General features: G+C 59.7%; 20 protein-coding genes. 14 read left to right on the top strand and 6 right to left on the bottom strand.

The window, feature by feature from the left end; translation table 11 throughout:
- The first annotated feature begins 28 nt into the window (after positions 1-28).
- From topA to rpmG, 6 genes are all read left to right on the top strand, one after another.
- A complete protein-coding gene (gene topA, locus AC2GXZ_RS12490; RefSeq protein WP_483759505.1) occupies positions 29-2,704 on the top strand; it encodes a type I DNA topoisomerase in 2,676 nt (891 codons plus the stop codon).
- A 68-nt stretch (positions 2,705-2,772) separates the two neighbouring features.
- Entirely contained in the window at positions 2,773-5,076 is a 2,304-nt protein-coding gene (gene rnr / locus AC2GXZ_RS12485) for a ribonuclease R (protein WP_483760243.1), read from the top strand.
- A gap of 1 nt (position 5,077) precedes the next feature.
- On the top strand, positions 5,078-5,527 hold the full coding sequence (locus tag AC2GXZ_RS12480) for a DUF983 domain-containing protein (protein ID WP_483759504.1): 450 nt from the start codon (positions 5,078-5,080) through the stop codon (positions 5,525-5,527).
- A 62-nt stretch (positions 5,528-5,589) separates the two neighbouring features.
- Positions 5,590-6,213, top strand: a complete 624-nt coding sequence (locus AC2GXZ_RS12475) for an NUDIX domain-containing protein (protein ID WP_483760242.1) — start codon at positions 5,590-5,592, stop codon at positions 6,211-6,213.
- A 10-nt stretch (positions 6,214-6,223) separates the two neighbouring features.
- A complete protein-coding gene (locus tag AC2GXZ_RS12470) occupies positions 6,224-7,408 on the top strand; it encodes an MFS transporter (RefSeq protein WP_483759503.1) in 1,185 nt (394 codons plus the stop codon).
- 90 nt (positions 7,409-7,498) lie between these two features.
- The gene (gene rpmG / locus AC2GXZ_RS12465; RefSeq protein ID WP_003547442.1) at positions 7,499-7,666 is read left to right on the top strand and encodes a 50S ribosomal protein L33; all 168 of its coding nucleotides are present in this window, start codon (positions 7,499-7,501) and stop codon (positions 7,664-7,666) included.
- A gap of 797 nt (positions 7,667-8,463) precedes the next feature.
- Here the strand turns inward: rpmG and AC2GXZ_RS12460 are convergent.
- Both AC2GXZ_RS12460 and AC2GXZ_RS12455 read right to left on the bottom strand, forming a co-directional pair.
- Complete coding sequence (locus tag AC2GXZ_RS12460; RefSeq protein ID WP_483759502.1) at positions 8,464-9,834, bottom strand: PleD family two-component system response regulator; 1,371 nt, start codon at positions 9,832-9,834, stop codon at positions 8,464-8,466.
- A gap of 16 nt (positions 9,835-9,850) precedes the next feature.
- Complete coding sequence (locus AC2GXZ_RS12455) at positions 9,851-10,222, bottom strand: response regulator (RefSeq protein WP_483760241.1); 372 nt, start codon at positions 10,220-10,222, stop codon at positions 9,851-9,853.
- A gap of 130 nt (positions 10,223-10,352) precedes the next feature.
- Here AC2GXZ_RS12455 and AC2GXZ_RS12450 point away from each other — a divergent pair, with 130 nt between their 5' ends.
- Together AC2GXZ_RS12450 and AC2GXZ_RS12445 are read left to right on the top strand one after the other, a co-directional pair.
- Positions 10,353-10,661, top strand: coding sequence for a DUF3572 domain-containing protein (locus AC2GXZ_RS12450; RefSeq protein WP_483759501.1), 309 nt, complete (start codon positions 10,353-10,355; stop codon positions 10,659-10,661).
- Between the two features lies 1 nt (position 10,662).
- A complete protein-coding gene (locus AC2GXZ_RS12445) occupies positions 10,663-11,316 on the top strand; it encodes a hypothetical protein (RefSeq protein WP_483759500.1) in 654 nt (217 codons plus the stop codon).
- Here AC2GXZ_RS12445 and AC2GXZ_RS12440 read toward each other — a convergent pair.
- Positions 11,308-11,889: a GNAT family N-acetyltransferase gene (locus tag AC2GXZ_RS12440; RefSeq protein ID WP_483759499.1), complete on the bottom strand. Its 582-nt coding sequence runs from the start codon at positions 11,887-11,889 to the stop codon at positions 11,308-11,310. The genes AC2GXZ_RS12445 and AC2GXZ_RS12440 overlap by 9 nt on opposite strands.
- 89 nt (positions 11,890-11,978) lie before the next feature.
- On the opposite strand from AC2GXZ_RS12440, the gene AC2GXZ_RS12435 reads away from it, so the two are divergent.
- Together AC2GXZ_RS12435 and AC2GXZ_RS12430 are read left to right on the top strand one after the other, a co-directional pair.
- A complete protein-coding gene (locus AC2GXZ_RS12435; protein ID WP_483759498.1) occupies positions 11,979-13,265 on the top strand; it encodes a DNA polymerase IV in 1,287 nt (428 codons plus the stop codon).
- Between the two features lie 250 nt (positions 13,266-13,515).
- Complete coding sequence (locus AC2GXZ_RS12430) at positions 13,516-14,055, top strand: YidB family protein (protein WP_483759497.1); 540 nt, start codon at positions 13,516-13,518, stop codon at positions 14,053-14,055.
- Positions 14,056-14,176: 121 nt separating this feature from the next.
- On the opposite strand, the gene AC2GXZ_RS12425 is transcribed toward AC2GXZ_RS12430, so the two are convergent.
- The gene (locus tag AC2GXZ_RS12425; protein WP_483759496.1) at positions 14,177-14,578 is read right to left on the bottom strand and encodes a hypothetical protein; all 402 of its coding nucleotides are present in this window, start codon (positions 14,576-14,578) and stop codon (positions 14,177-14,179) included.
- 160 nt (positions 14,579-14,738) lie between these two features.
- Between AC2GXZ_RS12425 and AC2GXZ_RS12420 the strand changes: the two genes are divergently transcribed.
- Positions 14,739-16,067, top strand: a complete 1,329-nt coding sequence (locus AC2GXZ_RS12420; protein ID WP_483759495.1) for a L,D-transpeptidase family protein — start codon at positions 14,739-14,741, stop codon at positions 16,065-16,067.
- A gap of 75 nt (positions 16,068-16,142) precedes the next feature.
- On the opposite strand, the gene dnaE is transcribed toward AC2GXZ_RS12420, so the two are convergent.
- On the bottom strand, positions 16,143-19,637 hold the full coding sequence (gene dnaE / locus AC2GXZ_RS12415; RefSeq protein WP_483759494.1) for a DNA polymerase III subunit alpha: 3,495 nt from the start codon (positions 19,635-19,637) through the stop codon (positions 16,143-16,145).
- A 393-nt stretch (positions 19,638-20,030) separates the two neighbouring features.
- Positions 20,031-20,792: an SDR family NAD(P)-dependent oxidoreductase gene (locus AC2GXZ_RS12410; protein ID WP_483759493.1), complete on the bottom strand. Its 762-nt coding sequence runs from the start codon at positions 20,790-20,792 to the stop codon at positions 20,031-20,033.
- A 266-nt stretch (positions 20,793-21,058) separates the two neighbouring features.
- Between AC2GXZ_RS12410 and AC2GXZ_RS12405 the strand changes: the two genes are divergently transcribed.
- The 3 genes from AC2GXZ_RS12405 to AC2GXZ_RS12395 are packed head-to-tail and all read left to right on the top strand — an operon-like array spanning position 21,059 to position 24,121.
- Positions 21,059-22,216: a transporter substrate-binding domain-containing protein gene (locus AC2GXZ_RS12405; RefSeq protein WP_483759492.1), complete on the top strand. Its 1,158-nt coding sequence runs from the start codon at positions 21,059-21,061 to the stop codon at positions 22,214-22,216.
- A complete protein-coding gene (locus tag AC2GXZ_RS12400) occupies positions 22,213-22,866 on the top strand; it encodes an ANTAR domain-containing response regulator (protein ID WP_483759491.1) in 654 nt (217 codons plus the stop codon). The genes AC2GXZ_RS12405 and AC2GXZ_RS12400 overlap by 4 nt, the downstream gene beginning before the upstream one ends.
- 49 nt (positions 22,867-22,915) lie before the next feature.
- Complete coding sequence (locus tag AC2GXZ_RS12395; protein WP_483760240.1) at positions 22,916-24,121, top strand: urea ABC transporter substrate-binding protein; 1,206 nt, start codon at positions 22,916-22,918, stop codon at positions 24,119-24,121.
- Positions 24,122-24,199 lie beyond the last annotated feature (78 nt).

The following is a 24,199-nucleotide window of genomic DNA, read 5'->3' as shown; positions in this document are numbered from 1 at the left end:
GGGTCTCGCTCTATTGCAGAGAAACAAAATGAATGTTGTCGTTGTAGAATCCCCGTCCAAAGCCAAGACGATCAATAAGTATCTCGGCTCGGGCTACAAGGTTCTCGCATCCTTCGGCCATGTCCGCGATCTCCCGGCGAAAGACGGGTCCGTGCTTCCCGACCAGGACTTCGAAATGTCCTGGGAGGTCGACAGCGCATCGCAAAAGCGGATGAAAGACATAGCCGACGCCGTCAAGGGCTCCGATGGTCTGTTTCTCGCGACCGACCCGGATCGCGAAGGTGAAGCCATCTCCTGGCATGTCCTCGATCTTTTGAAAAAGAAGCGCGTGCTCGGCGATATGCCGGTCAAGCGGGTCGTCTTCAACGCCATCACAAAGAAAGCCGTGCTCGACGCGATGGCCAGCCCCCGCGACATCGACGTGCCGCTGGTCGATGCCTATCTCGCCCGCCGTGCTCTCGATTATCTCGTCGGCTTCAACTTGTCGCCGGTCCTCTGGCGCAAGCTGCCCGGCGCCCGCTCGGCCGGCCGCGTGCAGTCGGTGGCGCTGCGCCTCGTCTGCGACCGCGAAAACGAGATCGAGCGCTTTGTTTCGGAAGAATACTGGAACCTCTCGGCGCTTTTGAAGACGCCGCGCGGCGACGAGTTCGAGGCCAAGCTGGTGCAGGCCGATGGCAAGCGCTTGGCAGGCCGCTCGATCAAGACCGGAGACGATGCCAACCGGCTGAAAACTTTGCTCGAAGGCGCGTCCTATGTCGTCGACACGGTCGAGGCGAAGCCGGTCAAGCGCAATCCCGGCCCTCCGTTCACGACGTCGACGCTGCAGCAGGCGGCGTCTTCCAATCTCGGCTTCAATGCGTCGCGCACCATGCAGGTGGCGCAGAAGCTTTATGAAGGTTTCGACATCGATGGCGAGACCGTCGGTCTGATCACCTATATGCGTACCGACGGCGTGCAGATGGCGCCGGAAGCAATCGATGCCGCCCGTGCGGCGATCGTCGATCAGTTCGGCAATCGCTACCTGCCGGAAAAGCCGCGCGTCTATTCCACCAAGGCAAAAAACGCCCAGGAAGCGCATGAAGCGATTCGCCCGACCGACTTCAACCGCACGCCGGACAAGGTGCGCAAGTTCCTCGACGCCGATCAGGCCCGTCTTTACGAACTGATCTGGAAGCGCGGCATTGCCAGCCAGATGGCGTCCGCCGAGATGGAGCGGACAACAGTCGAAATCCTCGCCTCCAATGGCGCAGACAGAGCGGGCCTCAGGGCGGTTGGCTCTGTCGTGCGTTTTGATGGCTTCCTCGGCGCCTACATGGACCGCCGTGACGAGGACGAAAAGTCCGAGGATGACGATGAGGATGGCCGCCTGCCGGAGATCAATGCGCGCGAAAACCTCGCCAAGCAGAAGATCAATTCCAGCCAGCATTTCACCGAACCGCCACCGCGTTATTCGGAAGCCTCGCTGATCAAGAAGATGGAAGAGCTCGGCATCGGCCGCCCTTCCACCTATGCCGCGACGCTGAAGACGCTGTCGGACCGCGAATATGTGGTCACTGAAAAGCGCAAGCTGATCCCGCATTCGAAGGGCCGTCTGGTGACGGCGTTCCTCGAGAGCTTCTTCACCAAATATGTGGAATATGATTTCACCGCCGATCTGGAAGAGAAGCTCGACAAGATTTCCGCCGGCGAACTCGACTGGAAACAGGTCCTGCGTGATTTCTGGCAGGACTTTTTTGCCCAGATCGAAGACACCAAGGAACTGCGCGTTACCAACGTGCTGGATGCCCTCAACGAGGCCTTGGCTCCGCTCGTCTTCCCGAAACGCGAAGACGGTTCGGATCCGCGCATTTGCCAAGTCTGCGGCACTGGAAACCTGTCGCTGAAGCTCGGCAAATACGGCGCTTTCGTCGGCTGCTCGAACTATCCCGAATGCAATTTCACCCGCCAGCTTTCCTCCGAAGGCGGCACGGATGCGGAAGCCTCCGGCCTCAACGAACCGAAGGCGCTCGGCGACGATCCGCATACCGGCGAGCCGTTGACGCTTCGCTCGGGCCGGTTCGGACCCTATATCCAGCGTGGCGACGGCAAAGAAGCCAAACGCTCCTCGCTGCCAAAGGGCTGGAAGCCGGAAGACATCGACCACGAAAAGGCGCTGGCGTTGATCGGCCTGCCGCGCGACGTGGGCCAGCATCCCGAGACGGGCAAGATGATCTCGGCCGGGCTCGGTCGTTATGGGCCGTTCCTGCTGCATGATGGCGGTTATGCCAATCTCGAAAGCATCGAGGACGTGTTTTCGATCGGCCTCAACCGCGCAGTGACGGTGATTGCCGAAAAGGCAGCAAAGGGTCCGGGTGGACGTGGGCGTGGCACGCCGGCGGCGCTGAAGGAACTCGGCGATCATCCGGATGGCGGATCGGTGACGGTACGCGACGGCAAATACGGGCCTTACGTCAATTGGGGCAAGGTCAACGCGACATTGCCGAAGGGCATGGACCCGCAATCCGTGACGATGGAACAGGCGATGGCGCTGATCATCGAAAAGGGTGGCAAGGCATCATCGGGCAAGGCCAAGGCCAAACCGAAAAAGGCAGCCGCTGCCAAGGCAGACGGCGAGAACAAGACGAAGACCGCGGCCAAGAAGGCGCCTGCCAAAAAGGCATCGGCCAAGAAAGCTGCTCCGAAGGCAAAGAAGACGGATACGTGAGCGAAGAGCAGGACGACGACAACAGATCGCACCGACAGCGGAAACGCACAGAGCGAGCCGAACGGGGTATGGCCGCCGGCTCGAAAGGCCGGCCCGCGATCATCCAGGGCGCCATTCCGCCGCGCGAAGTCCTGCTCGAATTCATCTCCGACAACCCGGACAAGGCATCGAAGCGTGAAATCTCCAAGGCTTTCGGGCTGAAAGGCGAGACACGCGTCGAGCTGAAGGACCTGCTGCGCCAGCTCGAAGACGAAGGCCTTTTGACCAAGAACCGCAAGTCGCTGGCGCGGCCGGGCGCCCTGCCGCCGGTTACCGTTCTCGACATCACCACCCGCGACAAGGACGGCGAACTGATCGGCCGCCCTGCCGAATGGCCCGAGGATCAGGGGGCGGCACCGGCAGTGCTGATCCGCCAGTCGTCGGATAACCGTGGCAAGGGCAAGGCCCCGGCTGCTGGGCTCAACGACCGGATTCTCGCAAAGATCTTTCCGAACAAGGACCGTTCCGGCCCTGCCTATACGGCCCGTGTGATCAAGGTAATCGACAAAAGGCGCGGCGCTTCGCTCGGCGTCGTGCAGAAACTCGCCGATGGCGAAATACGTCTTTTGCCGACCGACAGGCGCGGCGAGGAAATGGTCATCGAGCCCGATGGCATGGGCGATGCCAAGGATGGCGATCTGGTCGAGGCGGAAACCGTTCGCAGCGGCCGTTTTGGCCTGCCGCGTGCCCGCGTTCTGTCTGTGGTCGGATCGGTTGCGTCCGAAAAGGCGATCTCGATGATCGCGATTTATTCACATGGCATTCCGCATATCTTCCCCAAACAGGTGATGGATGAAGCGGAAGCGGCCAAGGCTGCGACGATGGTGAAACGGGAAGACTGGCGCGACGTGCCGCTGGTGACGATCGACCCGGCCGACGCCAAGGACCATGACGACGCCGTCTATGCCGAACCGGACGCGTCACCCGACAATCCCGGCGGTGTGATCGTGACGGTCGCGATTGCTGATGTCTCCTGGTATGTGCGCACCGGTTCACCGCTCGACCGCGAGGCGCTGAAGCGCGGCAATTCCGTCTATTTCCCCGACCGCGTCGTGCCGATGCTGCCGGAGCGGATTTCCAACGATCTCTGCTCGCTGCGCGAAGGCGAGGATCGCCCGGCGCTTGCCGTGCGGATGACGTTTTCGAAGGAAGGCCGGAAGGCCGGCCACACGTTCCATCGCATCATGATGAAGAGTGCCGCCAAGCTGTCCTATCAACAGGCGCAGGCCGCAATCGATGGTCGGCCGGACGACAAGTCCGGGCCGCTGCTCGAGCCGATCCTGAAGCCTCTGTGGGACGCCTACCGGATCATGAAGATCGGTCGCGACCGCCGACAGCCGCTCGAACTCGACATGCCGGAACGCAAGATCCTGTTGAAACCCGACGGCACCGTCGACCGGGTGTTCGTGCCGGAACGTCTGGACGCGCACAAGCTCATCGAAGAGATGATGATCCAGGCCAATGTCTGCGCCGCCGAAACGCTGGAAAAAAAGAAACAGGCGCTGATCTACCGCGCCCATGACGGGCCGTCGCTGGCCAAGCAGGAAACGCTGCGCGAGTTTCTCGCCACGCTCGGCATTTCCATGGCCAAGGGCGGCAACATGCGTTCCAACTCGTTCAACGGCATCCTGTCGCAGGCGCAAGGCACGCCGCATCAGATCATGGTCAACGAGATGGTGCTGCGTTCACAGAGCCAGGCCGTATACAGCCCGGACAATATCGGGCATTTCGGCCTCAACCTGATGAAATACTCGCATTTCACCTCGCCGATCCGTCGTTATGCCGACTTGATCGTACATCGCGCACTGGTCGGTTCGTTGGGCCTTGGAGACGGCGGCATCAGGCCGGAGGAGGAAGCGCAGCTCGACGACATCGCCGCGGAAATCTCGACCTTCGAGCGCCGGGCAATGGCTGCCGAACGCGACACCGTCAACCGTCTCGTCGCCCATCATCTCGCGACACGCATCGGTGAGGATTTCGAGGGGCGGATTTCCGGTGTCACCAAGGCGGGCCTGTTCGTCTCATTGCCGACCTATGGCGCCGATGGTTTTGTGCCGATCTCGACGATCGGCAACGACTATTACATCTATGACGAAGCGTATCAGGCGCTGTCGGGTGAGCGCAGCGGGCTCGGATACCAGCTCGGGGACATGGTGGATGTCAGGCTGAAAGCTGCCATACCGCTTGCCGGCGCATTGCAGTTCGAGATGCTGAGCGAAGGCAAGAAGCTGCCGACAGCGACGCGCTCGTTCCACAAGACCGGCAGACGCAACCGGCCAGGCGGCGGACCGAAAAAGCCTGGCACGCGCCCTCCCCGCGGCCGCGGGAGGTAAGATGAACGAGCGCGCAGGATCGACCGTCAAATATGGAGGCCAGCGCGAGGCGGAACGGCCATTGGGCCGCTCGATCAAGCGTGGCCTCAAGTGCCGCTGCCCGAATTGCGGTGAAGGCCGGTTGTTTCGTGCCTTCCTCAAACCCGTCGATCATTGCGCCGTCTGCGGCGAAGACTATACGCCGCAGCGCGCCGACGACCTGCCCGCCTATCTGGTCATCATCATCGTCGGCCATGTGCTGATGACCGGCTACATGCTGACCGACATGATCTGGCGGGCGCCTTTCTGGGTGCATGCGGCGATATGGATACCGCTTGCGGTGCTTTCGGCGATCGCAACAATCCAGCCGATCAAGGGCGGTGTCATCGGATTGCAATGGGCCAACCGGATGCATGGCTTTTCCGCTACCAGCGGCAAGGACAACGCCGATATCGATGGCCCGCAGCGGTGATCGCCGAGAGCGTTGATAAACGAGAGGCGCTGGAAAAAGGCAGCGGGCCAAGCACGGTTGGCGTGCGCATCCACGACGCCGCATCGCTGATCCTCGTCGATCGGTCGCTTTCCACCCCCCGCATCCTGATCGGACGGCGGGCAGCCAAACACGTGTTCCTGCCCGACGTCTATGTCTTTCCCGGCGGTCGCCGCGATCGCGGCGACCATGCGCTTCCGTTCAGCCGCGACCTCAATCCGCAGGTCATGGAAAAGCTGATGGCGGGCGTGCCGCGGCGCATGGGCCCGGCCCGCGCCCGGGCACTCGCACTCGCTGCCCTGCGCGAATTGCGGGAAGAAACCGGGATAAAAGCGGCCGGCGCAGATGGTCCCGATCTCAGCATGCTGCGTTATGTCGCGCGGGCCGTCACGCCGCCCGGCCACCCGCGCCGCTATGACACCCGCTTCTTTCTTAGCTTTTGCGAAGGCAGTGTCTTCGACATGTCGCATTTCGGCGATACGGACGAGCTGGAGGACGTGCAATGGCTTGACATTGCAACAATTTTTAGTCTGAAACTCGCGCCTATTACAAAGACGGTGCTGGAAGACGTCGAAGACCTGATAAAGCTCAATCAGTCTTTGCCCTTCGGAACCCCCGTTCCCTTTTATTCGATGCGTCACGGGCGTTTCGTCCAGAGCCGACTGTAAGGAAGAGTGAATGCCGCAGCCGACGACCGACGAAAACGGGCATGTCGAGACAATCCACTGGTCATCGCTGGCCGCCGCCATCGCCGCAATCAGCGCGGTGGGGATCGCGATCGGCCTCGGCCTGCCGCTTTTGTCCATCATTCTGGAAAAGCGCGGCATTCCATCGACGCTGATCGGGCTGAACGCCGCCATGGCCGGCATTGCCTCGATGCTGGCTGCACCGGTCACGACCAAACTCGCGCATCGCTGCGGCGTGGCGAGGACGATGATGTTTGCCGTGGTCGTCGCTGCGATCAGCGCACTCGGCTTCTATTATGCGAAATCGTTCTGGATGTGGTTTCCGCTGCGCTTCACCTTTCACGGCGCAACGACGACGCTGTTCATCCTGTCGGAATTCTGGATCAATGCTGCTGCGCCGCCGCGCCGCCGTGGTCTCGTGCTCGGCATCTATGCCACGGTGCTGGCCATCGGCTTTGCCGGCGGGCCGCTGCTGTTTTCGGCGCTCGGGAGCGACGGCGTGATGCCTTTCCTCGTCGGCGCGCTGATCATTCTTCTGGCGCTGATCCCCATCTTCATTGCCCGGCATGAAAGCCCGGTTCTCGATACGGCGCCGGAGCGGCATTTCCTCCACTACATCTTCCTCGTGCCCACGGCGACCGCCGCAGTCTTCGCTTTCGGGGCGGTTTCAGCCGGCGGTCTTTCGCTGTTTCCGATCTACGCATTGCGCGAACAGTTGCAGGAATCGCAGGCGGCTGTGCTGCTGACCATCATGGGGATCGGCAACATGGCCTTCCAGATCCCGCTCGGCCTGATGTCGGACCGTTTGCACGACCGTCGCCCTCTTCTGGCCGGCATGGCGATCCTCGGCGTGCTTGGCTCGCTCGCCCTGCCGTTGCTGATCCACAACTGGGTGCTGATGGCGATCATCCTGTTTTTCTGGGGCGGCTGCGTGTCCGGCCTCTATACGGTCGGGCTTGCGCATCTTGGAGCGCGACTCACCGGCGCGGATCTGGCAGCCGCAAACGCAGCCTTCATTTTCTGTTACGCGGTGGGAACGGTCGTCGGCCCGCAGGGGATCGGCGCGGCCATGGATGTCGTCGGAAACAGCGGTTACGCCTGGACACTGGCGGCTTTCTTCGGCTTTTACGTGCTCGTGGCGCTCAGCCGACCGCTTTTCCAGTCAAAACGGAGTTGACTTTTGGCTCGCAATTTGTAATTTCGCGCCAGATTTAGCTGTGGTGCACACCGCGCCAGCGGCTTCCTATTTGTTAGAGGCAGAACAACCATGGCGAAAGCTACGACCATCAAGATCAAGCTGCTGTCGACGGCTGACACCGGTTTCTTCTACGTCACGACGAAGAACAGCCGCACGATGACCGACAAGATGACCAAGACCAAGTATGACCCGGTTGCGAAGAAGCATGTCGAGTTCAAGGAAACCAAGATCAAGTAAGACTTGATAATGGGTTTTAGAAAAAGGCGCCGACCATTGGTCAGGCGCCTTTTCTTTTGTCCGGCATGCGGCCTCACTCCCTGCCCTGCGGACCAGGCTTTCCGTGCAATTCCAGAAGCCAAACGGTTGCAGAGTTTTGCAACTTCCGGTCCGGAAACGAAAAAACGCCGCATCCCGTAACGGGAGCGGCGTTTAAAATTGGGGGTCGACCAGCCTGCAATAACGGCACGAGGAACCGCATTGGCATGCCTGCCGGTCGACCGACCCCACGACCCAGGAGATGCGGCGGACCTGAGCATCATGGGGTATGACGGTGCCGCTTAAAGGCACATGTTTGTCGTTAGGGTCAAAATTGCGCAAAGTAAAAAGAAAATCAATAGATTCTTAACTGGGCGGAAAAATTGGTTCCACTGTTGGTTAAAATTTACGTGCTCTGCCGCAACGTCAAGTAAGCTTTGCCAATAGCGTGGAAGTAAATCCGCCGGCGAGATCGATCTAAATTCTTGACGAGAACAACTTGCGATCGATCAAACCCGACGGAGACCGGCGATCTCGATGATATTGCAACCGCTAGACATCGTATATCCTTGCCGTCTACCTTGAGCCGACGAATGTCGCAGAGGTTAAAATACTGAAAGTGCCCATGCCAACTGTCTTGGCGCAGTCAGCACCAAGCACTTCCAAGGCGCCAAAAATCTGTGATTATTGCAGTTTGCATGGCAAAAATCGGCGATTAGAGCCGCCGCACGACACCAATCTGACAAAAAAGTGACCGGAAGTCAGGTCATAAGTTCCGATCAGGCGGCGTTGGCGACCACTCGATTGCGGCCCTCGGCCTTTGCCGTGTAAAGCGCCTGATCGGCCTGCTTCAACAACTGTTCGGGCGTTTCGGCTCCGCTGATGCTGCAGGACAGACCGAAGGACGCCGTCAAATTCAGGGCGGTGCCAGCGCTTTTCAGCATGAATGGCGTCTTCTCTATGATCGCGCGGAGGCGCTCGGCAACCGCTGCTGCGGCCGCCGGATCGGTGTCCGGCATGACGACCACAAATTCCTCGCCGCCATAACGGCAGGCGAGATCCGCACCGCGCACCGTCGAGCGGATACGCGTCGAAAATTCCCGCAGCACGTCATCGCCAGCATCATGTCCGTATGTATCGTTTACCGACTTGAAGCGGTCGATATCGATCAGGCAAATCGACAGCGGGCGCGAACGGACGGCTGCGCGGGTAAACAGGATCTTCAGGTGATTGTCGAGATAGCGGCGATTGTTGAGCCCCGTCAGGCCATCGGTGACGGCCAGTTCGATCGTCTGCTTGACGCTCATCCGTAAGCGATCATTGTAACGCTTGCGCTTGACCTGGGTCAGGGTGCGCGCGAGGAGCTCATTGGGATCGATCGGGCGGACGATATAGTCATTGACGCCGAGATCGAGCGCGCGAACGATCATGTCCTCGGCGCCGGTTTCCGCGGCAAGCAGGATCGGCAGAAAGCGGGTCCGCTCCAAAGACCGGAGCTGCGAGCAGAGCCGAAGCGGATCATAGTCATCGAAATTGGCGTTGACGATCACCAGGTCCCAGGCGCTTTCGGCAGCCTCGAACAGCGCCGCCTGGGGATCAGAGATGGCGACGACGTTGCAGACGGGCTTCAATGCCTTGATGATGCGCTCCTGCGAGCTCGCGCGGCCATCGACGAGCAGAACCTGCGCGCTGTCGTCGCGCCCCTCGACGCCCTTCAGCATGTCTTCCAGTACGAGGTTGTGGGTCGTATCCGCGCGAATGCGCAATTCGTCGCTCAGCGTCTTCAACCGCACAAGACTGCGGACGCGCGAGATCAGCTGGATATCGTTGACCGGCTTGGTGAGAAAGTCATCGGCACCGGCTTTCAGTCCACGCACGCGGTCCGAAGGCTGGTCCAGCGCCGTCACCATCACGACCGGGATATGAGCGGTCTTCGGATTGGCTTTCAACCGCTCGCAGACTTCAAATCCATCGATTCCGGGCATCATGATGTCGAGCAGGATGAGGTCGACATTGGTATTGTCGCAGATCGACAGCGCCTTGTAGCCATCATCGGCCGTTAGAACATCGAAATATTCGGCAAGAAGCCGGGCTTCGAGCAGCTTTACGTTTGCCGGAATGTCGTCGACGACCAATATCCGTGCTGTCATACCCGTGTTCCCCGCTTCATGCGTCGCCCAGATAGGTCTTTATCGTCTCAATAAATTTCGGCACCGAAATCGGTTTCGACACGTAAGCCTCGCAGCCCCCCTGGCGAATGCGTTCCTCATCACCCTTCATCGCGAAGGCGGTGACCGCGATGACCGGGATGATGTGCAGTTCATCGTCTTCCTTCAGCCATTTGGTGACCTCAAGCCCCGAGACCTCCGGCAGCTGGATATCCATCAAGATGAGATCCGGGCGATGCTTGCGCGCAAGATCGAGTGCTTCCATACCATTGCGCGTCTGAATCGTTTCATAGCCCGACGCCTCAATCAGATCGCGGAAGAGCTTCATGTTCAGCTCGTTGTCTTCGACAATCATGACCCGTTTGGGCATTGCGATCCGTTCCTTAAATCGCGCCTTCAAAAGCATATCTTCGATATATAAGCTCCGGTGCGATCGATTCCGTGGAGCCTGCTCCGACAAGGCTAAGGCCATTTAGTTGAAAAGAGGTAACTTCCCGCCAATGCCACCGAAAGCAAATCTACAAGAGCCCGCGGCAAAACAGGCGGAGGAAACTGCTGCAGCGGTCCTCGGCTGGCTGGCCGGCGAGCCGGACATGCTGCAACGCTTCCTGTCATTATCGGGCGTTGCTCCGAACCAGATCCGCTCAGCCATGACAGAACCCGGTTTTCTCGCCGGCATGATCGACTTCGTGATGGGACATGAACCGACACTTCTGGCCTTCTGCGAAGCGACAGGAACGAAGCCGGAAACGGTGGTGGCGGCATCGCATCACTATTGCGGCCCCTATATGGGATCGGGTGATTATTGAGATGAGCGAGATACTTGACCTTTCCCATGTCCGGGTTACCGACAGGCCGCTGGTCGTCTGCGATGTCGACGACGTGGTGCTGAATTTTTTCGCTCCATTCGAGGACTATCTGAAAAAGGACGGTCTGGAACTTCTGCCCCGCTCCTTCCGGTTGACCGGAAATATCGTATCGGTCGAAACGCAGGTGGCTTTGGAGGAGATTGCGGTCAAGCAGCTGATCGGTTCGTTTTTCGAACGGCAGGATGAATGGCAGACGCCGTTCGACCAGGCGACCGACACGCTGCATGCGCTCGCCCAAGATGCGGACGTCATGTTCCTGACTGCCATGCCCCCACGATACAGTCAGGTTCGCCGCCGGCTGCTCGACCGTCTCGGCCTCGATTTTCCGCTGGTCGCAACGGAAGAACCGAAAGGTCCGGTGATGCGCCGAATTCACGGCGATCGCTTGTTTGCCTCGGCATTCATCGACGACATGGCGCATAATCTCCATTCTGTCCGCGACCATGTGGATGGCTGCCTTGTCTTGCATATGATGCCGGATTCGCCGCTGCATCTGCTTGCCCCCAAGCCGGACGACGGCATCGCCAGAGCGGTGGACTGGCCGCATGCCGGCGAGTTGATCCGCGCACATATCGCCCGCACTCCCTCACCCTAACGTCAGCCGCATCAGCGGCCGCCCTGGCTTGCGGCTGGCGATCTCGACAAAACCCGCAGAGCGGAACACGCTGGCAGACCCGACATAAAGACCGGGTGAATTGGCGGTGTTCGCATGCTCCATCGGACAGCTTTCAACGAACCGGGCGCCGTGACCCGCAGCAAAATCGACGGCAGCCTTGAGGATAAGGTGGCTGTTGCCCTGCCCCCTGAAGCGCCGGCCGATGAAGAAACAGCTGACGGCCCAGACATTTTCGTCCTCCGCATCGCCCGGCTCAAGCGGCCGCGATACCGCGCGTGGCGAATTCCATTGCGGGACATCCGAACGCGGCCCGACCTGTATCCAGGCGGCCGGCACGCCGTCGACATAACCGAGCATACCGGGCGGAGGCCCGGCCAAAATCCTTTGGCGGATGAAGTCCCGCTTGTCATCGCGGCGAAGCAGTTTCCGCTCCGCCGGCCGGATGCGGAAATAGGTGCACCAACAGCCGTAACAGGCACCGCTCGGGCCAAACAGCAGGACGAAATCGGCCCATCGGTCCGGCGTCAACGGACAGGCTTGAAACGCATTCATGCATTCCCCCCGCATACCCTTGAGGAATGCCAGGTTAGCGCCTATTGTGCAGATGTTCAATCTTTGTTCCAGGCGAGTTTATTCGACATATGGCGTCTCCGGCCGACAACATGACCGGCTTCTGTCGCGACTGCCTTGCCGAGCAGAAGGCAGAACAGCGCCGATGCCGATCCTGCGGCTCGCCACGCCTCGTCTATCACCGCGAGCTTTACGACCTGACGCTGGCGCATGTCGACTGCGACGCCTTTTATGCAACGATCGAAAAACGGGACAATCCGGAGATTGCCGACAGGCCGGTGATCATCGGCGGCGGCAAGCGCGGCGTCGTGTCGACAGCCTGCTACATCGCCCGCATCAGCGGCGTTCGCTCGGCAATGCCGATGTTCAAGGCTCTGGAGCTTTGCCCCGATGCCGTGGTGGTCCGGCCGAATATGGAAAAATATGTCGCCGTCGGACGGCAGGTGCGGCAGTTGATGATGGAGCTGACGCCTCTCGTTCAACCACTTTCGATCGACGAGGCATTCCTCGAACTGGCGGGAACCGAGCGCCTGCATCGCGACCCACCGGCGCGCATTCTGGCACGGCTTGCCAAACGTGTCGAAAGCGAGCTCGGCATCACGATTTCGGTCGGCCTTTCCTATTGCAAATTTCTCGCCAAGGTGGCCTCCGATCTGCAGAAACCGCGCGGCTTTTCCGTCATCGGCGAAGCGGAGGCGCGGGATTTTCTGGCGCCCCGACCGGTCACCACGATCTGGGGTGTCGGCAAGGCTTTCAACAACACGCTTGAGGCTGATGGCATCCGCACGATCGGTCAGCTCCAGCAGATGGAGGAAGGCGCGCTGATGCGACGCTACGGCTCGATGGGCCAACGGCTTTACCGGCTTTCCCGGGGCATGGACGAGCGTGACGTGCATCCCAACGACCCGGCCAAAAGCGTGTCTGCCGAAACCACATTCTTCGACGACATTTCCCGCCACGACGATCTGGTCCCCATTCTTCGTCGTTTGTCCGAGAAGGTTTCGGCACGTCTGAAGAAGCACGAGATTGCCGGCCATACTGTCGTCCTCAAGATGAAAACGGCGGACTTCAGGAGCCGTACGCGCAACAAGCGGCTGGAAGACCCTACCCAGCTTGCCGATCGGATCTTTCGTACAGGACTGTCGCTGATGGAGCGGGAAACCGACGGCACCAAATTTCGCCTTCTCGGCATCGGCGTGACCGATCTGTGCGATCCCGCACTCGCCGATCCGCCTGACCTCGTCGATCATCAGGCAGGCCGCCGGGCGGCAGCGGAAGCGGCGATGGACAAGCTTCGCGACAGGTTCGGAAAAACGGCGGTGGAGACCGGATACACGTTTGGCGACAAGCGCCGCTAGTCGCCAAAGAGGCACTCCCACGGTGCGCTTTTCATCGCGCTCAGTTCACCAGGGGGCTTCATGCAAACGACGGTGGTCGACGCCGTCGGCTCGCCATCCATAACGAACCGGCGACGCTCAGCGATAGTATTTTTCGGCCTACCCTGAAGCGCCGGAACCAGCTTGCCGGCATGGCGTTGAAGCGAGTGATGAGCGGGACAGACTGATCAAGCAGACACACGCCGCTCCTCGAACCCAATAGGAGCAGATCATGGTAAGCGGTCAACTGAAAGCCCTGCTCGGCGTTCTCGCCGTCGCCGGCTACCAGAACAGGGACAAGATTGCAGAAGTCCTGCGCGGCATACAAAATCCGCAACCCGAGGGATCACAGCAACCCGATGGGTCCCCACCATCGCCGGATGCCGGCGCTGCCCGGCACGGCGGGCTTGGAGATATTCTCGGCAGCCTGACAGGCGGAGGCGGCAGCGCAGGTGGCCTTGGCGGATTGTTGGGAGGGCTTACGGCCGGCGGCATCCTGAGTGGCGGGCTTGGCGATCTTCTGGAAACCTTCCAGCAGAACGGTCAGGGCGACAAGGCCAAATCCTGGGTGGATCCGGGAGACAATGCCGACATCGAGCCCGATCAGCTTTCTCAGGCAATCGGTCCGGATGTGCTTCGGGAACTGGCGGAAAAGACCGGCCTTTCCTCCGATGAAATTCTCGCCAGGCTGGGCCGTGACCTGCCCAAGGCTGTCGACGATCTGACGCCCGGCGGCAAATTGCCGGACGCACATAGCTTTTATTCATCATAGCCCCGCGCGGTCGATGGTGCGGGCATCCAAGGGTGCGGGCATCCAGGGATGCGTGCTGACCGACGACCTCTCCCGGCAATCCCGGACCCTGCCTTGGGGCCGGGAGGCCGATTTGCTGCAATCAACGAGACATTCGTGTTGGCTGCCTGCCGGAATAACACTTGCCAATATAAACCTGCAGGGCTTTGATCAACACGGCGTTTGAGCCGAATTCCTGTTCGATCCCACATGATCGCCAGTCATCAAAACCGGCGGGAAGGACGAGATAATGTTTCGTGATCTGAATGGTTATCATTCGCGCCCGGAACGTCCCAAACCGCCACGCAGGCTGACGCCGCGAGAAGAAAAAATCTGCATATTGATCCTTGCCTTCAATGTCCTCGCCTTGATTATCGCGCCGATTGGCGGTGTTTCCATGCTTGAGGCGTTTTTCCGATAACGTTGCCGTGGAGAGGCAGAGGTATGCGGGGAAATTCCCTGCGTGGATGAATGGGGCAGAGCCCCGTCCAATGTCTGGTCGCATCCGTCATGCCTGCTCGGGATCATGCATGGGACCTGCCCTGATGAAGCCACAGGAAATCGCAGGAACGTGATGAATTGACACGATCTCGCCACTTTTCAGAAAATTTTCATTAAGTTCGACGCGCTAATGTGATGACCATTGTAATGCGTAAGAGGTCTTCATGTTGCGTGGCATCATTTTCAGCCTCGGGCTCCTGTCCGGGACCATTCTCTCACAGTCTGCTTTTGCCGAAGCCGCGACACTCCAGATCATCGTCTCCAAGGACCAGCAGTCGATGACGGTCTATGACGGCGACAAGGTCGTGACGACGACCAAGGTATCGACAGGCAAAGCCGGACATACGACGCCGAGCGGCATTTTTTCCATTCTGGAAAAGGCCAAATATCACGAATCGAACATCTATTCGAATGCGCCCATGCCGTTCATGCAGCGTCTGACATGGTCGGGTATTGCGCTCCATGAAGGCAAGGTACCCAACTATCCGGCGTCTCACGGCTGTGTGCGCATCCCGACGGGCACCGCCAAGGCGCTCTACGACATGACCGAGCGCGGCGTCCATGTGGTGATCTCCGATGCGCCGGTGGTTCCGGTCAGGATCGACGATATCAAGCTGTTCAAGCCACTGAAGCCGATGCCGTCCGCGCCGCTGTTCCCGAACGCGGACCTGCGTCCGACAGCAATGAAAAAGGCTGCCGACGGTTCCTATGATGTGGCAATGGCCGGAACCGACCCGGTAACGACGGGCTCGCTGCAGCCGATGGTCGAAGAAGACGATGCACCGCTGCGCATCCTCATCCATCGCCGCGGCGCACGCGAAACCATGCTCGATGTCCAGGCGCTTTTGACCGAACTCGGGTTCGACGCCGGCACGGTTGACGGCATTGCCGGTCCGACGACCCGCGAGGCGATCGCCGCCTACAAACGCTGGAAGGGCATGGCCGCCAACGGCCCGATGATCGGCAAGGAATTTCTCGCCGCGCTCTACCAGTCGGCGGGCAAGCCGGAAGCGCCGGCGGGCCAGATCCTGGTGCGCCGGAATTTCGAACCACTGTTCGAGGCACCGGTCGGCATCAAGGACCCGGAAAGAGCACTCGGCACGCATTTCTTCACCGCCGATCATATCCAGCGCAATGCCGAAACTGCCGAATGGCATGCGGTGACGCTGAAAAACGAAATGACCGACGACGAAATGAAGCAGTTCGGCATCGTAAAGGCGGCCGATGACAGCCTGCCGAATGCCGCCACTGCAGCACTCGACCGGATCGATATTCCCAAGGATATCCGCGACGAAATCGGCGTCCTGATGGCAAACGGCACATCCCTGACGATCACCGACCAAGGGCTCGGACCGGAAACCGGCAAGGGCACCGATTTCGTGACACTGACCCGCTCACAGGCCAATCTCGCGCTCGTCCAGCCATCCGACGGCCAGCAGAAACCGGCGCGGCGGTCGAAAAGCTCCTATGCCAGTGGCGTCGGGCTTTACTGATCAAGGAAAAAGGGGCCGAACGGCCCCTTTTCTCTTATCCATCGATGAAGGCGAAGGGTTCAGGCCAAATCTCGGTCAGACGAGTTCGACATCGAGAACGCCCGGCGCCGCCTTGAGTGCGGCCGCCATCTCGGGCGAAAGGCGATATCTGTCGGTCAACTCGACCTCGATCTCCCGACGACCATCCTCCTTGATGACGATGAAGGACACCAGTCCCTCGCCTCTCGCATTGAGATGACGTGCGACAGTTTTCAAAGGCCCGGCGTCGCGCACGAAAACCCGCAGCGCCTTCTGCATACGCACCGACTGCTCTTCCAGCGACTGCACTGTTTGAATGCGCAGGCCGATCCCTTCAGGGCGCTCGTCGGCCTGCACGGTGATCACCAGCGATTTGCCCGGCTCGAGAAGATCGCGATACTGCGCCAGCGCTTCGGAAAACAAAATCGCCTCGAACTGACCGGATGAATCCGAAAACGTCACGATACCCATCTTGTTGCCGGTGCGGGTCTTGCGCTCCTGACGACCTGTCACCGTGCCTGCCAGACGACCGGCGGTCGCCCCCTGACGCACTGCCGCGGAAAAATCGGCAAATGTCTGGACCCGCATCTTGGCAAGCACATCGGCATAGGTATCGAGCGGATGAGCCGAAAGATAAAAGCCGAGGACCTGGAATTCGCGCATCAGCTTTTCCGATGGCATCAGCGGGTCGAAAGCCGGCAGGACCAGCTTTTCGGGTCCGCTATTGGCCGATGAGCCGAAGAAATCCGACTGGCCGGAGACTTTCTCTTCCTGCGCCCGCTGGGCGTAGCCGATCACCCGGTCGAGGCCGGCAATCAACTGGGCGCGGTCAAAACCGAAACAATCGAATGCGCCGGCCGAAATCAGGCTTTCGAGGACACGACGATTGATCTGCTTCGGATCGACGCGCAGGCAAAAATCCTCGATGCCGGCAAACGGCTTGTCGCCACGGACCTCTGTAATGTGCTCGACGGCCGATTCGCCGACGCCCTTGATGGCAGCGAGCGCATAATAGATCTTCGCCTCTCCCGTCTCGAAATGACGGAACGACGTCTGTACCGATGGCGGGATGACCTTGATGCCGAGACGCCCGGCATCCTCGCGGAAGTCATTCAGCTTCTCGCTATTTGCCATATCGTAGGTCATCGTCGCGGCGAGGAATTCAACCGGATAATGCGCCTTCATATAGGCGGTCTGATAAGACACGATGGCGTAGGCGGCCGCGTGCGACTTGTTGAAACCGTAGTTGGCGAACTTGGCAAGCAGTTCGAAAATATTCTTCGCCTGCGGTTTGGAGACACCGTTCTTGATGGCGCCGTCGACGAAGCGTTCGCTCTGCTTGTCCATCTCCTCCTTGATCTTCTTGCCCATCGCACGGCGCAGAAGATCGGCTTCGCCGAGCGAATAACCGGACAGAACCTGGGCGATCTGCATCACCTGTTCCTGGTAGACGATAACGCCCTGGGTTTCCTTCAGCAGATAGTCGATCGAGGGATGGACCGATTCAATCTCCTCCTCACCGTGCTTGCGGGCATTGTAGGTCGGGATGTTCTCCATCGGGCCAGGACGATAGAGCGCCACAAGCGCAATAATATCCTCAATACAGTCCGGCCGCATGCCTATCAGCGCCTTGCGCATGCCGGCACTTTCCACCTGGAACACGCCAACGGTTTCGCCGCGCGAGAGCATTTCATAGGTCAGCTTATCGTCGAGCGGGATTTTCGCCAGATCGACCTCGATATTGCGCTTGCGGCAGAAATCGACCGCCGTCTTCAACACGGTGAGCGTCTTCAGACCAAGAAAGTCGAATTTGACGAGCCCGGCCTGCTCCACCCATTTCATGTTGAACTGGGTGACCGGCATGTCGGAGCGCGGATCCCGGTACATCGGCACCAGCTTCGACAATGGCCGGTCACCGATGACGATGCCGGCAGCGTGGGTCGAGGCGTGGCGGTAAAGACCCTCGATCTTCTGGGCGATATCGAGAAGGCGCCCGACCACCGGCTCCTTGTCGATCTCTTCCTGAAACTTCGGCTCTTCCTCGATCGCCTTCGACAATGGCGTGGGATTGGCCGGGTTGTTGGGCACCAGCTTGCAGATACGATCGACCTGACCGTAGGGCATTTCCAGAACGCGGCCGACGTCGCGCAAGGCCGCACGCGCCTGCAGCGAACCGAAGGTGATGATCTGCGCAACCTGCTCGCGACCGTATTTCCGCTGCACATAGCGGATCACCTCTTCACGGCGATCCTGGCAGAAGTCGATGTCGAAGTCGGGCATCGAAACGCGGTCCGGGTTAAGGAACCGTTCGAACAGCAACGAAAAGCGCAACGGATCGACGTCGGTAATGGTCAGCGCGTAAGCGACCAGAGAGCCCGCACCCGAACCGCGGCCGGGGCCGACTGGAATATTCTGGAGTTTGGCCCATTTGATGAAGTCGGCAACGATCAGGAAGTAGCCGGGAAACTTCATCTTCTCGATGACGCCGAGTTCGAAATCCAGACGCTCGCGATATTCCTTCTCGGTAAAACCGGCGCTCAATCCGAGTTCGGCGATACGATGATCAAGTCCCTCGACCGCCTGCCGGCGCAATTCCTCAGCCTCGGCGCGCTCGGCTTCCCCCGGATCGTCGGTCGCGCCGGTAAAGCGCGGGAGGATAGGGTTGCGTGTCTTGAGGACGAAAGAGCAGCGTCTGGCAATCTCGACGGTGTTCTCCAGTGCTTCCGGCAGATCGGCAAAGAGCTTTGCCATCTCGGCACGGCTCTTCAGGTAGTGGTCCGGCGTCAGACGGAAACGGCTGTCATCAGAGACGATCGCGCCGTGGGCAACCGCCATCAATGCATCATGGGCGTCATAATCGGCCTTGGTGGGGAAAAAAGCCTCGTTGGTCGCCACAAGCGGGATGTCATGGCGATACGCCATGTCGATCATCCGCTGCTCATGACGGCGATCGTAAGCACCGTGGCGTTGTAATTCGATATAGAGCCGGTCGCCGAACAGGTCCTTCAACCGCAGGAGGCGGTTCGCGGCAAGCTCTGCATGCCCTTCCCTGACCGCCCTGTCGACCGGCCCGAATGCAGCGCCGGAAAGGGCAATCAGCCCGGCCGTCCCGCCCTCCTCCAGCCAGGAGGCGCAGATATGGATTTCGCTGCTTCCCTCGCCGGCAAGATAGGCGCGACTGACCATATCAACCAGCCGCTCATAGCCTTCGGACGTCGCAGCAAGCAGGACGATGGCCGGGAGCTTGGCAAGCTGCTGATTTGCCCGCCGGTCTTCGTCCTGATCCTGCATGTCGATCGACAGCTGGCAGCCGATAATCGGCTGTAATCCGTCACCGATTGCCTTCTGGGCAAATTCGAGCGCGACGAACAGATTATTGGTATCGGTGATGGCAATCGCAGGCTGGTTGTCCGCGACCGCCTTGCCCAAGACCTTCTTGAGTGGCAAGGCACCTTCGAGCAGCGAATAGGCGGAATGCAGACGCAGGTGAACGAATTGCGGGCTCGCACCCATGTTTTCGTCCGCTGATCCTGTGTTTGCCTGCTCTGCCATATCTATGCGCCATCACCACTGATTCAATCGGGGGCATTTTCGGGCGCGCGACCACACAAGTCCAGTTCAGATTCCGGTGGTCAACGTCTTTCGGGGCAATCCGGCGCCGGCACGTGACGTGCCGGAGCGATCTCCTACATCGCCATCATGATCATCGACAGTGTCGCGACGAAGGTTGCGATGGATGCGAATGCGGCAATATCACGAAGAAGGTCGGTCATCGTTGTCTCCCGTGTTCGTTATGTTTTCTTTTTGTTCTCTTTTCGTCCGAGAGTCAACAGAAGAACAAAAAGAGAATTCCAACCTTTAAACCATGGTTAATTTGCCACCGACTTATCGTTTAACCTCAGCCTGCCCGCCCCCGACTGGCCAGAACTGCGGCTCCGAACGGCTTTAAAGCTGCACGCCACGGGTCAGCGCACCGTCGACCACGAGGTTCGTGCCATAGATAAAACTTGCGGCGGGGCTGGCAAGAAATGCCACCGCATTGGCAATTTCCTGCGGCGTCGCCATGCGCCCGGTCGGGTTCAATGCAAGCGAAGCCGCAAACAACTCCGGATTGCCTTTCTCGATGTTCTCCCACACACCACCGGCGAAGTAGGTGTTTCCAGGAGATACGGTATTTGCACGGATCCCCCTGGGCGCGAGCTGATAGGCAAGCCCTTGGGTATAATGGGTCAGTGCGGCCTTGAAGGCCCCATAGGGTCCGGCTGCGAAGTCGATCTCCCGGCCGGAAACCGAGGATATGGCAACGATCGATGCCGCCTTGCTTTTTTCAAGATAGGGCATGGCCGCATTGACCAGTCTGACGGTTCCCATCATGTCGACGTCAAAGCCCTGTTTCCAGCTTTCCTCGTCGTTGCCGATCGATAGAGCGCTGACATTGGCCACAACGATGTCAACACCGCCGAACAGTCCGGCCGCCGTCTCCACCCAGGCCGCGATCGCAGGACCGTCAGCCACATCGACGAAACTACCCAGGGTGGAAACGCCTTTCTCAGAAAGGCCCGCAGCAACGGCTTTCGCCTCGTCGCCATTACGGCTGCAAATGGCGACATGTGCGCCCTCGGATGCAAGCGTTTCGGCGATCTTCAGCCCGATCCCACGTGTCCCGCCTGTCACCACGGCCCGCAGGCCTTTCAAACCCAGATCCATTCTGTTCCCCTCGTTTTTGAGCCGTCTCGCCGGCGCCCATACGCGTATAGGATCCGTCCCGTTTTCGAGGGGCGTCAAGGCCATTCATGGCGCAAAAAAGTTGAAATCGACCGCTTGACATCCCGCGGGCAAACCGGCAGCTTAATTTCGCGGCGCCGAGCAAAGATGCTCAAAATTGCGCCAAAACTGGGGAATCCGTTTCATTTCTTGGCAACGTCGCCACCATCAGCGAACGCTGATTGGTCCAACCTCGTGGCTGCCGGAACATGGTCAGGGAATATCCCGTCGGATTGCTATTTTCGACCACAGGGTCGTACGGAACCATCGGCAAATCCATGCTGAATGGCGCCAAACTTGCCGTCGAACAGATCAATGGCCAATCCAAGTTCGGCATCAGGCTGCGGCCGGTCGAACATAATCCCGGTTGCGACCTCAATGCCTACGCCCCGGCCGTTGAAGACATCATCGGCAGCGGCGTGAAGCACATTGTCGGCTGCTACACGTCATCGAGCCGGAAGGAAGTGATACCGGTGTTTGAGAAGCGCGATGCGCTTTTGTGGTATCCGACACATTACGAAGGCTTCGAGAGTTGCGCCAACGTCATCTACACGGGTGCGGCGCCCAACCATCACATGCTGCCGCTCGTCGACTATTTCACCCGGCATATCGGCCGGCGGGTTTTCTGCGTCGGATCGAATTACATCTGGGCTTGGGAGAGCAACCGGGTTTTGCGCGAGGAACTCGCATTGCGGCACGGGGCATTGGTGGGCGAGCGCTATCTTGCGGTCGGCGAGACGGATTTCGAAAACATCATCCAGTCGATCTTCAATGCCGATCCGGACATTGTGTTCAACTCGCTGATCGGTGAGTCCGCCTATGCGTTTTTCCGTGCCTTCCGCGCCGCCTGCACGGAGCGCGGCATTGACCAGGTCAAACGTTATCCGGTCGCAAGTTGCAACCTGTCGGAACCGGAACTGGATCGCATCGGAAAGGATGCGGTCGCCGGCCATCTGAGTTCCAGCGTCTATTTCGCCTCGATCGACACGCGCGAAAACCATGACTTCGTCAGCCGGTACAATCACGCCTTTCCTGAAGAAAGCGCACCCTCTGCAGAGGCGGAGGCGGCCTATACCGCGGTGATCTTCCTGGCGCAGTCGCTGCGCGATGCGGGCAGCGACGCCATGGAGGCGGTCAAGGCCTGCGCGGCACGCCAGCATATCCTGGCCCCCCAGGGAAAGGTCGCCATCGACCCGAACACGTTCCATGCCTTTTTAACGCCGCGCATCGGGCGATCACGACAGGATGGCCAGTTCGATATCGTCTATGACGCGGGAAAACCGGTCGCACCCGATCCCTATCTCATCAACTCCACCTCCACTCTTGAGGCTCCGTCACGCCGCCCAGCCCTGAGGATTGTGTCATGAGGTCCAACCGTTACGTCCAGAACTTTCGCCAGCGCCGCGCGCTTGTGCTCAGCAACGATGCCCGTGCCGTCGAGACGACCGCTGCCATGGTGGCCAGGCTTGGCATGTCGATGGAACCGCTATCGCTGGTCGATGGCGAATTTCGCGCCATTCTGGACGCAGCAGATGCCCAGCGCGACGTGCTGTTTCTTGACGGAGACCTCAACCTCTTCCCAGAAACCAGTCAGGGTGCCACGGCCGAGCTGGCGCATATTCCCGTTATCGGGCTGGTCGGCATCGAAGCGCCGAGCCGACTGCGGACATTGATGCAGTTCGGCGCAACCGCATTCCTGTCCAAGCCAATTCAGAGCGGATCGATCTTCTCGGCTCTTTATCTGGCCATCAATACATTCGATCAGAAGGCGGATCTGCGCCTTTCCATCGCAGAACTCGAGCACCGCCGTCGCTATCGCCGGCACGTCATCAAGGCGGTGACGATGGTGATGAAATCCCATTCCCTCGACGATGAGGGAGCGTTCGCGCTTCTCCGCAAGGAGGCCATGCGCGCGCGTCTGAGCCTGGAAGCCTATTGTGAAGGCGTCGTTCAACGAAGCACGACGCGCACTGTCTGCGATACGGAACCTGGCAAGAAACAGGCCGCCGCCGACTAACCAAACCACCTCCATGGAGAACAAGATGATGAAGACGCTTAACGGCGCCATGACGGCGCTCGGCCTGATTTTGCTTTGCTCCGCGGCCAGTGCCCAGGAGCCGATCAAGCTCGGCGTGCTCGAAGACCAGTCCGGCGATTTCGCCGCTGCCACGATCGGCAAGGTTCACGGCATCCAACTTGCGACGGAAGAGATCAATGCGGGCGGCGGCATTGCCGGTCGGCCGCTCGAACTGGTGATCTACGACACCCAGTCGGACAATACCCGGTATCAGGAGTTCATGCGTCGCGTGCTTCAACGCGACAAGGTGGATGCAGTGTTTGCCGGCTTTTCGTCGGCCTCGCGCGAGGCTTACCGGCCAATCGTAAACCAGTTCGACGCGCTTGCCTTCTACAACAACCAGTATGAGGGCGGCGTCTGCGACGCCAACATGATCGTCACCGGCGCGGTTCCCGAACAGCAGTTCTCGACCCTCCTGCCCTACATGATGCAGACCTATGGCAAGAAGGTCTACACGATCGCCGCCGACTACAATTTCGGCCAGATCTCGGCCGAATGGGTGCGCAACATCGTCAAGGAAAACGGCGGCGAAATGGTCGGTGAGGAATTTGTCCCGCTCGGCGTCTCGCAGTTCTCGCAAACGATCCAGAACATTCAGGCGGCCAAGCCGGACTTCATCGTGACGCTTCTCGTCGGCACGGCGCAGGCCTCCTATTACGAACAGGCGGCAGCGGCCAACGTCAACAAGCCGATGGCATCCTCCGTCAATGTCGGCCAGGGTTACGAGCACAAGCGCTTCAAGCCGCCGAGCCTTGCCAACATGTATGCCACCGTCAACTGGATCGAAGAGGTCGACAATCCGCAGTCGAAGGCCTTCGTCGAGAAGTGGCACAAGAAGTTCCCGGACGAGCCCTATATCAACCAGGAAGCAGAAAATTCCTATCTCGCCGTCTACCTCTACAAGCAGATGATCGAGCGGGCGAAGGGATCGACGAAGAAGGACGACCTGCGCAAGGTCATCGCCGAGGGTGATGTCTGCTACGACGCGCCTGAAGGCAAGGTCTGCCTTGACCCGAAAAGCCAGCATATGTCGCACACCATCTACCTGGCAAAGGTCAACAACGATCATTCGATCAGCTTCCCGAAGGTCTGGAACGACATCAAGCCTTACTGGCTGGGCGATTCGGGCTGCGACCTGACGAAGAACGATCCGAGCGCACAATATACGCCGTCAAGCCCGCCACCTTCGAAGTGACGCGTGGGCGGCCGGAGCCTCTCCGGCCGTTTTTTTCTCTGAATCGGCCGCTCCTCCAGGCGCAAGGAAGTCCCTCGC

The organism is Aliirhizobium sp. YIM B11859 (assembly GCF_057163345.1).
Note: the sequence above shows the minus strand (reverse complement) of the source record. Positions and strands in the feature narration are given on the sequence as shown.

Excerpts from the sequence above, each read along its gene's own strand:
- topA (WP_483759505.1), top strand. The coding sequence starts at position 29 with ATGAATGTTGTCGTTGTAGAATCCCCGTCCAAAGCCAAGACGATCAAT.
- rnr (WP_483760243.1), top strand. The coding sequence starts at position 2,773 with ATGGCCGCCGGCTCGAAAGGCCGGCCCGCGATCATCCAGGGCGCCATT.
- AC2GXZ_RS12480 (WP_483759504.1), top strand. The coding sequence starts at position 5,078 with ATGAACGAGCGCGCAGGATCGACCGTCAAATATGGAGGCCAGCGCGAG.
- AC2GXZ_RS12470 (WP_483759503.1), top strand. The coding sequence starts at position 6,224 with ATGCCGCAGCCGACGACCGACGAAAACGGGCATGTCGAGACAATCCAC.
- rpmG (WP_003547442.1), top strand. The coding sequence starts at position 7,499 with ATGGCGAAAGCTACGACCATCAAGATCAAGCTGCTGTCGACGGCTGAC.
- AC2GXZ_RS12460 (WP_483759502.1), bottom strand. The coding sequence starts at position 9,834 with ATGACAGCACGGATATTGGTCGTCGACGACATTCCGGCAAACGTAAAG.
- AC2GXZ_RS12455 (WP_483760241.1), bottom strand. The coding sequence starts at position 10,222 with ATGCCCAAACGGGTCATGATTGTCGAAGACAACGAGCTGAACATGAAG.
- AC2GXZ_RS12450 (WP_483759501.1), top strand. The coding sequence starts at position 10,353 with ATGCCACCGAAAGCAAATCTACAAGAGCCCGCGGCAAAACAGGCGGAG.
- AC2GXZ_RS12445 (WP_483759500.1), top strand. The coding sequence starts at position 10,663 with ATGAGCGAGATACTTGACCTTTCCCATGTCCGGGTTACCGACAGGCCG.
- AC2GXZ_RS12440 (WP_483759499.1), bottom strand. The coding sequence starts at position 11,889 with ATGAATGCGTTTCAAGCCTGTCCGTTGACGCCGGACCGATGGGCCGAT.
- AC2GXZ_RS12435 (WP_483759498.1), top strand. The coding sequence starts at position 11,979 with ATGGCGTCTCCGGCCGACAACATGACCGGCTTCTGTCGCGACTGCCTT.
- AC2GXZ_RS12430 (WP_483759497.1), top strand. The coding sequence starts at position 13,516 with ATGGTAAGCGGTCAACTGAAAGCCCTGCTCGGCGTTCTCGCCGTCGCC.
- AC2GXZ_RS12425 (WP_483759496.1), bottom strand. The coding sequence starts at position 14,578 with ATGCGACCAGACATTGGACGGGGCTCTGCCCCATTCATCCACGCAGGG.
- AC2GXZ_RS12420 (WP_483759495.1), top strand. The coding sequence starts at position 14,739 with ATGTTGCGTGGCATCATTTTCAGCCTCGGGCTCCTGTCCGGGACCATT.
- dnaE (WP_483759494.1), bottom strand. The coding sequence starts at position 19,637 with ATGGCAGAGCAGGCAAACACAGGATCAGCGGACGAAAACATGGGTGCG.
- AC2GXZ_RS12410 (WP_483759493.1), bottom strand. The coding sequence starts at position 20,792 with ATGGATCTGGGTTTGAAAGGCCTGCGGGCCGTGGTGACAGGCGGGACA.
- AC2GXZ_RS12405 (WP_483759492.1), top strand. The coding sequence starts at position 21,059 with ATGGTCAGGGAATATCCCGTCGGATTGCTATTTTCGACCACAGGGTCG.
- AC2GXZ_RS12400 (WP_483759491.1), top strand. The coding sequence starts at position 22,213 with ATGAGGTCCAACCGTTACGTCCAGAACTTTCGCCAGCGCCGCGCGCTT.
- AC2GXZ_RS12395 (WP_483760240.1), top strand. The coding sequence starts at position 22,916 with ATGACGGCGCTCGGCCTGATTTTGCTTTGCTCCGCGGCCAGTGCCCAG.